We start from the raw sequence: 15,702 nt of genomic DNA on the forward strand, positions 1-15,702 counted from the left end.
ATGGAAAACAATTTAATTTTACCCGCACTGATTTTAGTTCCTTTCATTGCTGGTTTTATTTGTTGGTTGGTTGATAAATTTGACCAACACTTACCGCGTTGGATTGCCTTGATTGGTATGCTCATTACCTTTGGTTTGGGTATTGCACTATGGCAAACTGGTACATATAGCTACGAGTTGGGCGGTAAAGTCCCAACTTGGGCGGCTGAATTCCATCTCCCATGGATTCAGACTTTAGGGATTAGCATTCACTTGGCTGTGGATGGTTTATCTCTACTCATGGTTTTACTTACAGCGTTACTTGGTGTGCTTGCTGTTGGTTGTTCATGGGGTGAAATTCAAAAGAATGTTGGTTTCTTCCACTTAAACCTCCTTTGGAGTTTAGGTGGGGTTATCGGTGTATTCCTTGCAATTGACTTATTCTTGTTCTTCTTCTTTTGGGAGATGATGCTTGTACCAATCTATTTCTTGATTGCGTTATGGGGACACTCAGGATCAAATGGTCGTTCACGTGTTTATGCTGCAACTAAATTCTTCTTATATACACAAATTGCTGGTTTAATCATGTTAATCGGTATCTTAGGCTTAGTGGTCTATGGATATATGATGACAGGTATGATTGGTTTTGATTACAGCTACTTATTGGCTGTTGCAAACCACTTACCACCAGAAGTTGCATATGCACTTATGTTGTGTTTCTTTGTTGGTTTTGCAGTTAAATTACCTGTATTCCCATTACACGGTTGGTTACCTGATGCGCATGCACAAGCACCAACAGCGGGTTCTGTGGACTTAGCGGGTATTTTGATTAAGACAGCAGCGTACGGTCTACTTCGTTTCGTGATTCCATTCTTCCCAGCAGCGTCAGCTCAGTTTGCTGATATTGCAATTATTTTGGGTCTGATTGGTATTTTCTACGGTGCATTCTTAGCGTACCAACAAACAGACATGAAACGTCTGCTTGCGTATACGTCTATTTCACACATGGGTTTCATTTTACTTGCAATCTATGCAGGTAATATTCTGACTTTCCAAGGTCTGATGATCATGATGTTGGCACATGGTTTGTCATCTGCTGCATTGTTCATTATGTCGGGTCAAGTGTATGAACGTTTACATACCCGTGATTTACGTTTAATGGGTGGTCTTCGTGGGCAATTGCAATATTTACCATTCTTCTTGATGTTCTTTGTTGCAGCACTTGTCGGTGTACCTGGTCTAGGTAACTTTATTGGTGAATTCTTAATTCTTATGGGTTCATTCAAAGCTTATCCTGCATTCACAATCATTGCTGCTGTAAGTTTGGTATTTGCAGGTCTCTACGGTTTGATTTTGATTCACAAAGCGTTATTTGGTGAGCCAAATCCAGAACAAAAGCAACACTATACAAGCCCACTGAAAGACTTATCAGTACGTGAAGTGAGCATTTTGATGATCTGTGTGATTGGTTTACTTTGGTTAGGGCTTTACCCACAAACATTCTTGGATATGTCTCATTCAAGCATGCAGTGGTTAGTCAATAGTTATATGCCAGTACAAGAAGTTGTTGAAACTGTTCAACAGGCTGCAACTCAACTTGAACAAGTGGAGATGCGATAAACCATGAACTTCACACTTTCTTTTTCTGAGCTTATGCCGCTTGTCCCAGTGATGATTGTGGCATTGACCTCTGTTGTTGTGATGTTATTAATTGCGATTAAACGCAATCATAATCTTGTCGCAACAACGACGGTGGTCGGTTTAAACCTTTCTGCAATTTTTATTGCATACACCATGTTTAGTGGACACTTTGTTCCTGCGAACGTGATGGGCATGTTTATGGTTGATCCATTTACCATGCTCTACCAATTCCTGATTTTGATTGCTGCTTTGGCTTGTAGCACGCTTTCACATGCCTACATTGAAACGTATAAAGATAATCGTGAAGAACTTTATATCTTGTTACTTTGTTCTGTAGCAGGTGCAATGCTATTGGTTGCAAGTTCTCATTACGCTGCCTTCTTTATTAGCTTAGAGTTAATGTCAATTCCTGTGTATGGTATGTTGGCTTACACGCATCAACGTAGCCAATCTTTAGAAGCGGGAATTAAGTATCTTGTACTTTCAGCAACTGCATCTGCGATGTTGTTGATGGGTATGGCATATATCTATGCATATACAGGCTCATTGTCATTCTATGATTCTGTTCAAGCATTGATGACTGCGATCAAGCAACCAATGGTGCTATTAGGTTTAGGTCTCATTATCTTTGCTGTTGCATTTAAGCTTTCACTTGCACCATTCCATAAATGGACGCCTGATGTGTATGCAGGTGCACCAGCACCTATGGCGACATTCTTAGCAACGGCTGCCAAAGTTGCAACGATTGGTTTATTTGTACGTTACTTATTAAGTTCTGGTGCAATCTTAGTTGAATCAATAGTGACTGTTTTGACAGTCATTGCTGTGTTATCAATTTTGGTCGGTAACTTACTTGCAGTACGTCAAGTGAACTTAAAACGCATCCTTGGTTATTCATCAATTGCACACTTTGGTTACTTGTTGATTGCTTTGATTAGTATGACTTATGCAAGTTTAGGCAGTGTAACGGTTTATGTGATTACTTATGTATTTACAACAATCGGTGCATTTGGTGCAGTTGCGTTAATGTCTAGTCCATATAACAACGTTGATGAAGCACAAAGTCTTGCAGACTACCGTGGTTTGTTCTGGCGTCGTCCGATCTTGACTGCAACATTGACCGTGATGATGTTGTCATTAGCAGGGATTCCATTAACTGCAGGTTTTATTGGTAAATTCCTTGTGGTAATGGCTGCTGTAACAACTCAACATTGGTTCTTGGCTGCAATGGTCGTTGTAGGAAGTGGTATTGGCTTATATTACTACTTACGTGTGATGATCGTCATGTATATGACACCACCAGAAACACCTCGTATTGATGCTGACGCACATTGGGGAACTAAAGTTGGTGGTATCATGGTACTCGGTGCTGCATTGCTTGTATTATTACTCGGTATCTACCCAGATCCAATGATCAATTTGGCATTGAAGTCAGAAATTCTTTCTCCATTGCATTTCATGTTGTCTCAACAACAATAATGATTTGATTTGTACAAAAAAGCCTCCAAAATTTGGGGGCTTTTTTTAATGAATAGTAAAAAACAATCTATAATAGCTCTAGATTAATATTAGTTAGGTACTTACTCGTGTCGATTCAAGAAATTCGCCATCCGCTTATTCGTCATAAACTTGGTTTATTACGCCGTTCAGACATTAGCACAAAGAACTTTCGTGAATTGGCACAAGAAGTCACGATGCTACTGACCTATGAAGCGACTAAGGATCTACCTGTTGTGGATCATGAAATTGATGGATGGGCAGGTAAAGTCTCAACTCAGCGTATCGCAGGCAAGAAAATTACCATTGTTCCTATCTTGCGTGCGGGTATTGGTATGCTTGAAGGCGTTCTTAGCCTGATTCCAAGTGCGAAAGTCAGTGTATTGGGTTTAGAACGTGATGAGGTGACTTTAGAGGTTCGTACTTACTATAAAAAATTAGTACCTGATGTTGCGAATCGCTTAGCGATGATTATTGATCCAATGCTGGCAACAGGTAACTCTTTAATTGCTGCAATTGATGTGCTTAAAGCAAGTGGTTGTAAAGATATACGTGTTATGGTTTTGGTTGCTGCACCCGAAGGTGTTGCAAAAGTAGAAGCTGCGCACCCTGACGTACGTATCTATACAGCATCAATTGATCAAGGTCTGAATGAGGATGGCTATATCGTTCCAGGTCTTGGTGATGCGGGTGATAAGATTTTTGGTAGTGTTCAAAAAGATTAATTTTTGAAAATATGCTTAAAACAGAGACTTAATTCAACCGTATAGATTTTAGGGGAGGATTTAGAGTCTCTTTTTTTATATACTGAATGATAGTATTTGCAAAATTGGATGAATGTCATGAAGAAAGAATTTTATCAGGGAAAAGTTAAACAATATAATCCAGACAAAGGGTTTGGTTTTATTGCAACTGCTGAAGGCGAGATCTTTTTTCATATTTCAGATTTTCCAGCAGCGGAAGGTGAGCCGAAACGCAATGAAAAAGTAAAATTTGTAGCTCTAGAAAATAATGGAAAATTTAAAGCAGTACAAATTGAACGAGTAGATCCGAATCCTGCAAAAACTAAAAAAAATAAAATATTAGCTCATAATGAATCGATTACATCAGAATTGTTATCAAACTTTCGGCGTTAGGAGAATGCATGATGAATCGCTCATCAGCAAATAAAAATACTTGCTTTTACTTTATCGCAGTCACAGGGCAGCCTTATTTTTTTGTGATGATGTCAAATTTGATATATTACGTGTTGAATTTCTTGGGATAATCTGATGCTAAAAACTGGAACAATTAAAAAATATAATAAAGAATGGGGTTTCCGTTATGCAAAGTGATATTGATGTTGTAGTTACTCAAAGTAAGGCTTTGGAAGCATTGCTGGAGCAAAAATTTGGAGCTACTGGGCGTGGTTTGCATGAAAAATTAACTAGCATTGAATATCAGCTTGAAGTTGGGCTAGTGAAGAATATACGTTGGATAGCCACTATGCGTAATAAAGTGGTACATGAAAATTTCCAATTGACCAATCAAAATGACTTTTTAAGAAGTTGTCAGCGTGCTTTAGAGGGTTTGCAAAATACCCAGAATACTTTGAGAATTGTGGGAAATGTCCAAGAAATTAAGACTGTACCTGTAAATTCCTCATCACGAAATTCATATAATACAATTTCTGAACCAATTGTATCTCTTTCAAGACGAAAATCTAAACAAGAGCATGAATCAGGAGGTGTGTTTGGGACACTCATCACTGTCGTTATTGTTGGCGTAATTGGCTATTTGGTGTATGGTTTTATTCAAGGCTCTTTGCATCGTAATGAATTGGTAAATCAGCCTATCATCCAAAAAATGCTAAAAATCGCCAATACTCAAGCAGTAAATAGCAACCCCAATCATTTTCAATGTGATGGTCGAAAACATTGTTCTCAAATGCGATCACTTGAAGAGGCACGTTGGTTTGTAAGAAATTGTCCAGATACAGAAATGGATGGAAATAATGATGGTGAACCATGTGAGCGCCAATTTAGACATTAAAATAAAAGATCAGGCTTAAACCTGATCTTCACAAAAATGTAAAAAGGCTTTTAGTCCAGGACCTTGGTATTTTTGACGATGCACTAACATGTACAATGGGCGAGTTAATTGCCAATAAGGTGTATTAAGAATAACCAGTTGACCTTTCTCTTCCAGCGGTTCGATCGCGAGTCTTGAAACACAAGACATTCCCAAACCACCAGCAACAATTTTTAAAATTGCTTCGTTATGACCGAGAGTTAAACGAATATTGGCATCTGGTAGATCTTGTAAAATTGCATTGTCAAAAACTTCACGTGTGCCTGAGCCTTCTTCACGTAAAATCCATTCAACCTCATGGAAATCTGCTGGTGTAATTGGGCGATCTAACTTTGCCAGAGGATGATCAGGCGCACAGCAAACTGCAAGTTCATCATCTCGCCAATGAATACATTGCAATTGAGGCAAATGACAAGAACCTTCGATCAAGGCTAAATCAAGCTGAAATTGATTCACTGCTTCAATCATTTGGCGAGTATTGCCGACTTGTAATTGAAGATGGGCTTGAGGATGATGCTGTAAAAATTCAGCCATCAGATCAGGCATTAAATAATCACTGATCGTTAAGGTTGCACCTAAACGTAAATCAATACTTTGCAGTTCACCTTTAGCGGCTTGTTCAAAGGATTCGCAGCGACCTAAAATTTCTAAAGCTTGAGGTAATAAAAAACGCCCCAAATCATTCAGTTGTAAACGCTTGCCTAAACGGTCAAATAAAGGCGCACCTAAGCCATCTTCTAAATCAGCTAAAGCCATACTTGCTGCACTTTGTGTCAGTCTGACAGCATCACTCGCTTTGGTTACTGTTCCTTCTTGTGCAACCGCCACGAAAACAGCCAATTGGCGTAAGGTCATGCGCATGTTAAATAGCCTTAATGTTTTGAGTATCCATCAATTATTCGATCATGCTAACATGAGCCTACTGTTTCGTGCCACGTTCAAATCATGTCAATTGAAAAATTTAGCGTAGAAAAAGTTCTATCTGTTCATCGTTGGACTCACAATCTTTTTAGTTTCACCATGACTCGACCTGCTCATTTTAAATTTACAGCAGGGCAGTTTGCGCGAATTGGTTTAATGGTTGAAGGTGAGCTAGTTGTAAGAGCTTATTCTGTTGTTTCTTCGCCGTTTGATGAAACTTTAGAATTCTTTTCGATTGTTGTTCCCGATGGTGCATTTACGTCAAATTTGCAACACCTTAAAGTCGGGGATGAACTATATTTAGATAAAATATCTTATGGTTATTTGACTTTGGCAAGGTATCAACAACCTTTACCACAAGATCTTTGGCTATTGGGGACTGGTACTGGACTTGCACCATTTCTATGCATGTTACAAGACTTTGAAACTTGGAATAAATATAAACATATTCATCTGGTTTATAGCGTTCGCACAGAGTCCGAGTTGGCTTATGTGGAACGTATTGAAGAAATCGCAGCATCATTTGGTGAAGGGCATTCTGGATTTAAATTCATTCCAATTGTTACCCGTGATCCCAAAGCCGCATTACATGATCGACTCCCAATTTTAATTGGTAATGGTGAATTAGAAAAAGCAGCAGGATTAGCTTTGAACCCTGCAAGTAGTCATGTGATGTTGTGTGGTAATCCTCAGATGGTTGAGGATACAAAAGAGGCACTTAAACAACGAGGTTTAACGATGAATCGTCGTGGTGAAGGTAATATTGCAGTAGAGAATTATTGGTAGTCGTATGATATGGATATGCCTTAATGTACAAACATATCCATGAATTCACGGATTTCTTGAATTGCAGTATCGACATCAGTAGTTAGCCATGTCGGTTCAAAAATACCAATATAATGTTCTAAACGGTCTTGAGGAACAACAAGGCGAACAGGGCAATCTTCTTCGAGTAGGCGCCAAGGTAAAATAGGCACTTCATTGTCTAAAAAAGGTTGTACATTTCGAATATCAATAATCATTGCATTTACACAATCAGGTAAAGGCATGACGGAGAATTCTTCAGTACGACGACGGAAGTATTCTAAATCTCCCCACTTTAAGATATAGCTTGGCTTATTAAACTCAATAATTCCTATTAAATGTTCATCACGTGTGTGATGTAAAAAACATTGATGAGTAACATCCGTGTCTAAATCAAGAGAAACACTTTGTTGACTATAGGACATAAAGCAAAACATATGAGAAACGAAGCCGACTAGTATAGCTTATTTTTAGCGTATTCTAAAACCGACTACATTTTAAACAAAAAAATAAATAAAAAAAGTAGAGTTCTGCAAACACAGCAACGATAGTCCGAATCTTTTTCACACAATGCAACATTGAGTATTGCTAAGATAAAAGCCTAACAAATAAAAGGATGAGGGCTGCTATGATGCATGATTTTAGTAAGCCACAACCTCATGTGGCAAGTAAGGAAGAAATTGCACGTAAAAGGAAATTACCAGTCTATATGTTGTTAATAGTTGGAATTTTTCTGATAGCGTTGCTTGTATTTATGATCGCCGATCATTCAGCAAATCCAACTGCTCAAGTGATGATGTCAAATCTGCAGTCTGTACTTCTGAATGCTTAAATGGCTTTGACCAAAACAATTTATCTAAAAGCTCATTAGTGTGAACTAATGAGCTTTTTTGCAAAATTATGAGTGCTTTTTGTTGTATTAGTGATGCTGTCGATTGATTGAAAAATCTACAAAAACTAAGGTGATAAGCATTCATAGTTTGTGTGTTTCAACATAGAACAGTGATGGGTGATTTATATCAAGATTTAAAAATACAATATAAGGATAACTCGCATGAATGAATTTTTTAATGATCCCTCACATCGAGGGGGATTTGATGCCATGTATTACTGGGATCAGTTTCATCCAATTTTTGCAGCAATCGTGATCTTACTAGTGGGTTGGATTATTGCCTTAGTCATTGCCGCAGGTGTAAAGCGGCTATTGCAAAAGCTTGATACCAATCATAAGTTATCTTCGGCAACTGGTCGTACGCCCAATATTGAAAACTTGGTTTCTAAATTGGTGTTTTGGTTTGTCATGATTCTCGCTGTGGTTGGCTCACTCAATGTTTTAAATATTAGTGGTGTAAGTGACCCGTTTAGCAATATGGTAGGACGAGTACTTGCTTATATACCAAACTTATATGCTGCCGTTGCAGTAGGATTTATTGGTTGGATTGTGGCGCGTTTGGTACGTGCTGGATTGACCAATGTATTATCTAGAACAGAATTAGATGAGAAGCTAAGCAGTGAAGTTGGTGTTAACGCTTTAAGTAGTAATATCGCAGAAATTTTTTACTGGTTGGTTTTATTACTATTTTTACCAATTGTGCTGTCTATTTTAGGTTTAACGGGACTGCTGATTCCTGTACAAAACATGGTAAACGAAGCGATTGCTTATCTGCCTAATTTGTTTATTGCGGGTGTGATCATTTTTGTAGGTTATATTCTCGCCAAAATTGTGCGTGGTATTGTTGAGGGATTAAGTAATAGCTTGGGACTACAAACTCAAGCTGAAAAAGTAGGATTATTTAAAAACTCAAATGTATCGAAATTTTTAGGCTCATTTGTGTTTGCAATTATTGTCATCACAGCGTTGATCGTGGCATTTGAAGCTTTAGGAATCCAAGCGATTTCTCAACCCGCAACAGCGATGTTGAATGAAATAATGTATGCAATTCCACAAATTATTGCAGCTGGTTTAATTCTAATCGTTGCCTATATTGTGTCTCGTTTTATTGGACGTTTAGTGGCTGAGTTGATTTCAGGTGCGGGAATTGATGAAATTCCAATCAAGCTTGATTTGCAACGATTCCTTGGACAAACCCGTGTTTCTGATGTGATTGGCTACTTAATCATTTTCTTTACCATGCTGTTTGCTGTTTCAGAAGCTGCGAATCGACTTGGATTAGACCAAGTCAGTGTACTGATTGCGATGTTTATTCAATTTGGTGCCAGTATTTTACTGGGTGCAGTCATTTTGGTGATTGGATTCTGGCTCGCCAATGTTGTGGCGAATGTGGTTCAACGTGGTGAGTACAATAGTTCACGTTGGTTAGCAAACCTAGTTCGTATTTTAATTATGGGCTTAGTGATTGCGATGGGTCTAAAAGCTATGGGTATTGCAGATTCAATTGTGAATTTGGCTTTTGGTTTGACGCTTGGTTCAGTTGCAGTTGCTTTTGCCTTGGCATTTGGTTTAGGTGGTCGTCAACCTGCAGAACGCTTATTGACAGATTTATTAGATAAGGCAAAGAATGAAGATAAGCAACCAAATCCGTTACATAAAGAAATCACACCAAGCCCTTCGGTACCACCAATAACACCACCGACTCCACCTTATTCAGATGAATAGTAAAAAAAATCTTTGATTTTTTGAACCAATTCGACCACTCTAAGCAGGGTGGTCGTTTTGTTTGTATAAGCATTATTGAGTTTTTATCTATATCGTGATTAGGGCATATTTTAGAAAAACGAGACCTAAAACTGAGTTTTAGAGTACATATAACTGTAGTTTAATCGGATTAATCAAAAATTTGACCTGAAAAGCAATTCATTTATAGATAAAGTATCAATAGTCTCTAAATAAAAATTCTATAGAGGAGAGTGAAATGAAGAGGCCAAATCGCGTATTTGCACCGATTATAATTGCAGGTATTACTGTAGGTTTTTTGGCGAGTGCGTACAAATTTGTTGTTGCGAAATCAAATACAGCCAAAGAAAAACCAATTGAAAATACTCAAAAAGTATCTTCTACAGAAGCCGCTAACTCTTCAGATCATCATGCTTAGTGTTATTTAGCAATCGGCTTAATGTGTTAAGTGAACTAAACAAATTGAGCCGCGGCTTGAGCCGAAGACCATGCCCATTGGAAGTTATACCCTCCCAAATGACCTGTTACATCGAGTACTTCACCGATAAAATATAAGCCTTTCTGCTTTTTACTTTCCATGGTTTTTGAAGAAACTTCGCTAGTATCTACACCACCTAATGTGACTTCAGCAGTACGATATCCTTCAGTTCCAGATGGCTTAACAGAAAAGGCGTGCAATTGATCAGCAATTTGCTCTAGTTGTAAATCGCTAAAATTGCCAATCGCAGTTTCACTTTGTTCCGCCCAAATTAGTTGTTGTAGCTCAAGCACGATACTTTTCGCCGTGAATTCACTGAGCAAAGTTCTGAGCAGAACTTTGGGCTGCGACTTTTTCTTTTCCTTGAAGAATTGAACTAAATCCTGGCTCGGGAAAAAATCAATTTTAAAGCTTTCACCCACATGCCAATAATTTGAGAGCTGTAATGAACTTGGTCCACTTAAGCCTCGATGAGTAAACAACAAAGCTTCAGTAAATTGATGACGATCATTCACCAGTGTTGCATCTAAAGCATTACCACTTAAGCGTGCTGTGACTTCTTTAAAATGGTCCGAAAAGGTGAAGGGGACTAGACCCGCACGTGTTGGAAACACATGATGACCAAACTGTTGTGCCAGTTCATAACCGAAACCAGAGCCTCCTAGTGTTGGAATAGATAAGCCACCAGTCGCGACAACGAGAGATTCACAGTGATAAGTGCCTTGATTGGTTTCAATGATAAAACCTGAATCTGTTTGTGCTGTTATGCTTTGTATTTCGCAATGGGTCTGAATCTGAACGCGTTTCGCTTTATTGCATTCTGCAAGTAAAAGTTCAAGGATTTCTTTTGCGCCTTTGATTGTAAAGAGCTGACCGTGTTTACGTTCTTCATATTCAATACCATATTCGCAGACCAAACCAATAAAATCCCAGTTGGTGTAACGAGTGAGCGCTGAAATAACAAAGTGTGGATTTTCAGAAATATAATTTGATGGTTCAACATCTAGGTTAGTGAAGTTACACTTGCCACCACCAGACATTAGAATCTTTTTACCTACTTTATTGGCTTTTTCTAATACGACAACGGAACGTCCACGGTTACCAGCCTCTGCAGCCAACATCAAGCCTGATGCACCTGCACCTAAAACAACAACATCAACTTGATGAACCATGAGGATTACTCGGTAGACGAAAAGCGAGCGATTATAAAAGATTTAAGCGAAGTTTAGTACGCACAATTCACAATCCCCAAATTATTTGTAATCGATATGAAGATCTCTGTGGTTTACATTATTGGATACAAAAAATGTACAGTTTTTTTAAAAATAATCTTTAACGTAATAAAAAATGAGCATGTGCTGATGTAAAATAAAATTAAAATTTCAGTCTCTATTTGATATTAAATTTTGATATTTTTCAGATAATTTTGTTGTTTCTTGCGGCGGCCTGATGTTGTGGGGATGAATATGTAGAGGGATTCTCTCTGTTTTTTTAATAGCACTCTATAGCCAGTCAAAGCTAAAAATTTAATTTGGGGGGCGCTATGTTGGGCATGAATACTTTTCACTTATTTAATATGATGAAATTGCGATGCGATTATCTCCTAAATCTATTTGTTGTCACTTTATTCTGTCTATCCAGTGTTTCTCTTGCGAACGCAGCTTATCAGCGTGGATATTTAAATTTAGGTTTTGAAACGCCGACCATTGCGACAGGAAGTAACGTTTGCCGTGTCTATATTAGTAGCACACGTGTCCCAGGCTGGCTGACCACACATCCTTATGGTAATGAAGCTGTTAGTGGGACTTGTTCGATTTCTACCAATGGCTCAGGACAATTGATGGAAATGTGGGCTGGGTCAAGAAATATTGACGGTACCAATACCACGCTAACGAATACGATTAAAGCGCGAGAAGGCAATCAATTTGTAGAGTTGAATGCAGAGGCTGTTTCGACCGTGTCTCAGAATATTTGCTTGGTTAACGGTGAGTCGGTATCTTGGAAATTTAGCCACAATGGTCGTAATACCACAGACGATACCATGTTATTACGAGCTGGCTCTCAGACCATTGCAACGGTATCGACAAGCAAAACAGGTGACGGTCAGGTCACGAGTTGTTCATCTGGGACATGCTCGGTGTCAAGTGGTTCGGGTTCAGGAGTTGGAGCTACAACAGGTTCCACCATTAAACGTTGGGCAGATTATAGTGGAACTTTTACTTACACAGGCGCAACGAGCCAAGTACCGATGGGATTTCAGTCCACTTCTGGAACGGGCTCAAGCGGAAACTTTTTAGATGCGATACAAATTATTGTAAAACCCATTATTGAATTTAGTTCAGCCAATTATGTTGTACCTGAAAATGGTGGCACAGTGCAGCCGCTTAAGGTTATTGTGGTCGGTGATGTACCGAGTGGGGGTATTTCATTAGTCTTTAATGTGAATGATGGCACAGCTCAATTGGGTGTCGATTATAAAATTAATGGTGGAGTTGCAAACACTTTCACCAAGACGATACCACAAGGTAATTACGGTGCGGGGACCCCTTATGTTCTTGAGGTTCCTGTCGAAATTCTTAATGATTTAGTGAATGAAGTTGACGATACATTTAATGTAACCATCAATCAAAGTAACGATTTTCATATTATGTCATCAAATGATTGCGGAGCATCTGGTAATGGTGTCGCAAACTATGTGATTAGTGATGATGATCAACCCACAGATATGGACTTAAAAGTTGAGAAGAAACAAAGAATAGGGACATCTGGGTCATTCTTATCTAATGCATTGATTATGAATGTTGGTGATACCATTCAGTATCAGTTGGTCATTAGTAATAATGGTGAAAATGCTGTGAGTGATACCAGCCGAGCTAGTTTTACCGATTCAGTACCAAGTAATTTCAATACACTTTCTATACTCAGCACAACGAAAGCAAATGGTGCGATCACTTGTAGTGCAAGCTTTACAGGCAATAATTTAAGTGGGCAGTTTAGTGGTCCCAAAGGTGCAACTTGTACGCTTATTATTCAAGCTAGAGCAAATAGCGCAGGGATTATTACCAATACTGCGACAGTGAGTGTGCCGTCTGCCAATACTGACATTTACCCATCAGATAACAGCAGTAGTGTACAAGTTTCAATTGCAAAAGCTCTAATTACCTTAACCAAATCTACGATTGGTGGGCTTGGAACATTTGGCTTTGCATTAACAGGTACAAGCCAAACGTCGGGAACAATCACAACATTGACTCAGGGTGAAGAATATCAGGTTGATGGTGATACAACATTAACAGGCATACAGCCTTTTGTGGTGACAGGAACAGGTAATGTCACGATTAATGAAAATAGTTTACCGACGGGAGGAGGCTGGAGCCTAACAGGAGCAAGTTGCCGTAATAGTGCAGGCAATGCTGTTGGTAGTCAGTCTGGTTCGACCTATACACTTACAGCGACTGATATCACCAATAACCCCAATTTAAACTGTAACTTTGTGAATACTAAAATTCCAACGGTAAAGATTCAGAAAATTTCTCAGGGAGGAACGGGAACATTCGGTTTTGCGAATACTAATTTATCCAGTAGTTCCAGTAATGTTGCGACAAGTTTACAAGGATCACCCAATATTGGAACGGGAATATCGCCTGTTTTAACGGTAGTGAGTAATGCAACAGATGTTGTTATTAGAGAGTCATCAATTGCGACGGGTTATGCACTAAAATCTGCAAGTTGTACTGATTCAAATAGTTTTATTACAGGAAACATTGGTACATTTGGTAATTTTAGTACCGATAGAATCAGGATTCCGTACACCTATTTAATTACTGGTGGTGCTGACATTACCTGTACTTTTATTAATAGTAAGCCTAGTTTGGTTATTAAAAAAATTAGCCGTGGTGGGGTAGGTAAGTTTGATTTCACAGGTAATAATGGGATTGCCAATCACTCGATTACCACAACTATCCAAGATACGGAAACGGTTGGTGAGACCCAGTATTTTACCAGTCCTAACCCTTCAACAGATGCGGTGATTACTGAATCGAGTATGCCAACAGGTTTCCGTTTAACCAATGCTGTTTGTACAGGATTGCCAACTAGCTCTGTAACGCCGAATTATGTCAATGGGACAGTCACACTTAATAAAAGTGGAATTGTCTCAGGTGCAGATATCATCTGTACGTTAACTAATACGCTGACCACATTAACGATTGTTAAAAAATGGGAAAATGCCATAGCGGGTGATAGTGTAATCGTCAATAGTGTTGGTTTTGATACCAATGCGACCACAGCAGTTTCGGTTGCTGATCTGACAGGCGAAAATACCACGACGGGAACACCTGTGATTCTGATGCCAAATATGGTCGGAAAAACGGGCACAATTTTTGAGGCATTTAGCAAAGGTGATGTAGCAGATTATAATAGTACCTTGATTTGTACAGGCAATAACACAGCTTTAAATGGTAATAAATTAACGATTCACAGTGATGATGCAGCAATTGTTTGTACATTAACCAACAGCCGAAAAAAACTGGTTTTAATTACGGGGCGTGTGTTTAATGATAATGGGGGTAGTATCAATAACAGTGTTACAAATGCCTATAATGCACTTCAAGATGCCAATGAATCAGGTATTGCAGGCAGTAGCCTGAAGCTCGCAAATTGCTCTGGGGTAGAACTTAATGTTGTGACCATCAGTAATAGTAATGGCGATTATAGTTTTAAAGTAGAAGACAGTGTTTTAACGAATCCATTTTGTATTGTGCAAACAAATTTGCCTGAATATAGCTCGGTGAGTGGTTCGAGTCCAACGGGAAGTTATAACAGAAGTACGGATACGATTTCACACCCTAAAACAACCGCAACCAGTTATCCAAATAATAATTTTGGTGATGCAAATCTGAATATCGTACTGACTGAAGACGGGCAACACACCATAGCTTCTGGAGAGGTCACAGATTATCCACATCGTCTCAATTCACAAGCTCCAGTACAAATTACTCAGTTCAATCAGTTATCTACCCAACAACCCAACAGTGGTAATGACCAAGTTTGGCAAGCTTTGGTTTATAAAGATACGAACTGTAATGGGAATGTGGATACTAGTGAAACCATATTTAATCCAACCGTAGCGAATCCATATACATTACAACCCAATGTAGATTTTTGTTTGGTTCAACGTGTTCATTCACCTACAAATGTCATGGCAGGCGCACAGCATGTTTCGACCTTAGAGGCAAGTTATAGTGTGATCTTGGCAAATCCAACACAGACAATTACGGGTCAATCAACTAAACGACAAGATGTCACATTGATTGGTAAAGCGGGTCTTAGCTTAACTAAAAAGGTACGCGCAGTTGCCAGTTGTCCTTCAACGTCGGCTGATCAAAACCAATTTGCTGTAACGAATCAAGCAAATAAGGTCGACTATTTAGAGTATGAAATCACCTATAAAAATAATAGTACCAAGATGCTGAATAATGTGAAAATTAAGGATAGTTTACCTATAGCCACCAGTTTCGGTAGTATGAGTTGCAATTCAACACCGAATGGTAATACTTGTAATATCAATCATGTCGGAGATGCATTAGAGTGGAATTTAACTGGCGTATTAAATCCCGCAGCGACAGGAACCGTGAGGTTTTGTGTAAATCAATAACATCAATCTAGGTTGAATGAT

Annotated in this window: 13 protein-coding genes; 10 read left to right on the forward strand and 3 right to left on the reverse strand. The window is 38.7% G+C overall.

Annotated features, from left to right (window positions below; translation table 11 throughout):
- The 5 genes from nuoM to O1449_RS02905 all read left to right on the forward strand — a co-directional run bounded on the left by nuoM (position 1) and on the right by O1449_RS02905 (position 5,148).
- Complete coding sequence (nuoM, locus tag O1449_RS02885; protein ID WP_269229679.1) at positions 1–1,599, forward strand: NADH-quinone oxidoreductase subunit M; 1,599 nt, start codon at positions 1–3, stop codon at positions 1,597–1,599.
- A gap of 3 nt (positions 1,600–1,602) precedes the next feature.
- Entirely contained in the window at positions 1,603–3,099 is a 1,497-nt protein-coding gene (gene nuoN / locus O1449_RS02890; RefSeq protein WP_269229680.1) for an NADH-quinone oxidoreductase subunit NuoN, read from the forward strand.
- A gap of 107 nt (positions 3,100–3,206) precedes the next feature.
- Entirely contained in the window at positions 3,207–3,842 is a 636-nt protein-coding gene (gene upp, locus O1449_RS02895; protein WP_269239110.1) for a uracil phosphoribosyltransferase, read from the forward strand.
- A gap of 117 nt (positions 3,843–3,959) precedes the next feature.
- The gene (locus O1449_RS02900; RefSeq protein ID WP_269239111.1) at positions 3,960–4,253 is read left to right on the forward strand and encodes a cold shock domain-containing protein; all 294 of its coding nucleotides are present in this window, start codon (positions 3,960–3,962) and stop codon (positions 4,251–4,253) included.
- 187 nt (positions 4,254–4,440) lie between these two features.
- Positions 4,441–5,148, forward strand: coding sequence for an excalibur calcium-binding domain-containing protein (locus O1449_RS02905; RefSeq protein ID WP_269239112.1), 708 nt, complete (start codon positions 4,441–4,443; stop codon positions 5,146–5,148).
- 15 nt (positions 5,149–5,163) lie between these two features.
- Here the strand turns inward: O1449_RS02905 and gigC are convergent, their stop codons facing one another.
- Positions 5,164–6,048 carry a LysR family transcriptional regulator GigC gene (gene gigC, locus O1449_RS02910; protein ID WP_004663735.1) on the reverse strand — a complete coding sequence of 295 codons (885 nt, stop codon included), beginning with the start codon at positions 6,046–6,048 and terminating at the stop codon, positions 5,164–5,166.
- Positions 6,049–6,132: 84 nt separating this feature from the next.
- On the opposite strand from gigC, the gene O1449_RS02915 reads away from it, so the two are divergent.
- Positions 6,133–6,894 (forward strand): ferredoxin--NADP reductase, encoded by a 762-nt coding sequence (locus tag O1449_RS02915; RefSeq protein ID WP_269239113.1) that lies wholly within the window; start codon positions 6,133–6,135, stop codon positions 6,892–6,894.
- 20 nt (positions 6,895–6,914) lie between these two features.
- On the opposite strand, the gene O1449_RS02920 is transcribed toward O1449_RS02915, so the two are convergent.
- Positions 6,915–7,337, reverse strand: coding sequence for a hypothetical protein (locus O1449_RS02920; RefSeq protein WP_005218098.1), 423 nt, complete (start codon positions 7,335–7,337; stop codon positions 6,915–6,917).
- Between the two features lie 206 nt (positions 7,338–7,543).
- Here O1449_RS02920 and O1449_RS02925 point away from each other — a divergent pair, with 206 nt between their 5' ends.
- From O1449_RS02925 to O1449_RS02935, 3 genes are all read left to right on the forward strand, one after another.
- On the forward strand, positions 7,544–7,744 hold the full coding sequence (locus O1449_RS02925; protein ID WP_034601857.1) for a hypothetical protein: 201 nt from the start codon (positions 7,544–7,546) through the stop codon (positions 7,742–7,744).
- A 222-nt stretch (positions 7,745–7,966) separates the two neighbouring features.
- On the forward strand, positions 7,967–9,529 hold the full coding sequence (locus O1449_RS02930) for a mechanosensitive ion channel (protein ID WP_269239114.1): 1,563 nt from the start codon (positions 7,967–7,969) through the stop codon (positions 9,527–9,529).
- A 256-nt stretch (positions 9,530–9,785) separates the two neighbouring features.
- The gene (locus O1449_RS02935; protein WP_004663725.1) at positions 9,786–9,965 is read left to right on the forward strand and encodes a hypothetical protein; all 180 of its coding nucleotides are present in this window, start codon (positions 9,786–9,788) and stop codon (positions 9,963–9,965) included.
- A gap of 35 nt (positions 9,966–10,000) precedes the next feature.
- Here O1449_RS02935 and O1449_RS02940 read toward each other — a convergent pair whose 3' ends face one another.
- Positions 10,001–11,197, reverse strand: coding sequence for an NAD(P)/FAD-dependent oxidoreductase (locus O1449_RS02940; protein WP_269239115.1), 1,197 nt, complete (start codon positions 11,195–11,197; stop codon positions 10,001–10,003).
- Positions 11,198–11,577: 380 nt separating this feature from the next.
- On the opposite strand from O1449_RS02940, the gene O1449_RS02945 reads away from it, so the two are divergent.
- On the forward strand, positions 11,578–15,681 hold the full coding sequence (locus O1449_RS02945) for a beta strand repeat-containing protein (RefSeq protein ID WP_269239116.1): 4,104 nt from the start codon (positions 11,578–11,580) through the stop codon (positions 15,679–15,681).
- The last annotated feature ends 21 nt before the right edge of the window (positions 15,682–15,702 follow it).

The sequence above is a fragment of the Acinetobacter sp. TR3 genome (assembly GCF_027105055.1).
Classification (GTDB): Bacteria; Pseudomonadota; Gammaproteobacteria; order Pseudomonadales; family Moraxellaceae; genus Acinetobacter.

Bases quoted from the DNA above. Each gene is read 5' to 3' on its own strand.
- nuoM (WP_269229679.1), top strand. From the start codon at position 1: ATGGAAAACAATTTAATTTTACCCGCACTGATTTTAGTTCCTTTCATT.
- nuoN (WP_269229680.1), top strand. From the start codon at position 1,603: ATGAACTTCACACTTTCTTTTTCTGAGCTTATGCCGCTTGTCCCAGTG.
- O1449_RS02900 (WP_269239111.1), top strand. From the start codon at position 3,960: ATGAAGAAAGAATTTTATCAGGGAAAAGTTAAACAATATAATCCAGAC.
- O1449_RS02905 (WP_269239112.1), top strand. From the start codon at position 4,441: ATGCAAAGTGATATTGATGTTGTAGTTACTCAAAGTAAGGCTTTGGAA.
- gigC (WP_004663735.1), bottom strand. From the start codon at position 6,048: ATGCGCATGACCTTACGCCAATTGGCTGTTTTCGTGGCGGTTGCACAA.
- O1449_RS02915 (WP_269239113.1), top strand. From the start codon at position 6,133: ATGTCAATTGAAAAATTTAGCGTAGAAAAAGTTCTATCTGTTCATCGT.
- O1449_RS02920 (WP_005218098.1), bottom strand. From the start codon at position 7,337: ATGTCCTATAGTCAACAAAGTGTTTCTCTTGATTTAGACACGGATGTT.
- O1449_RS02925 (WP_034601857.1), top strand. From the start codon at position 7,544: ATGCATGATTTTAGTAAGCCACAACCTCATGTGGCAAGTAAGGAAGAA.
- O1449_RS02930 (WP_269239114.1), top strand. From the start codon at position 7,967: ATGAATGAATTTTTTAATGATCCCTCACATCGAGGGGGATTTGATGCC.
- O1449_RS02935 (WP_004663725.1), top strand. From the start codon at position 9,786: ATGAAGAGGCCAAATCGCGTATTTGCACCGATTATAATTGCAGGTATT.
- O1449_RS02940 (WP_269239115.1), bottom strand. From the start codon at position 11,197: ATGGTTCATCAAGTTGATGTTGTTGTTTTAGGTGCAGGTGCATCAGGC.
- O1449_RS02945 (WP_269239116.1), top strand. From the start codon at position 11,578: ATGAATACTTTTCACTTATTTAATATGATGAAATTGCGATGCGATTAT.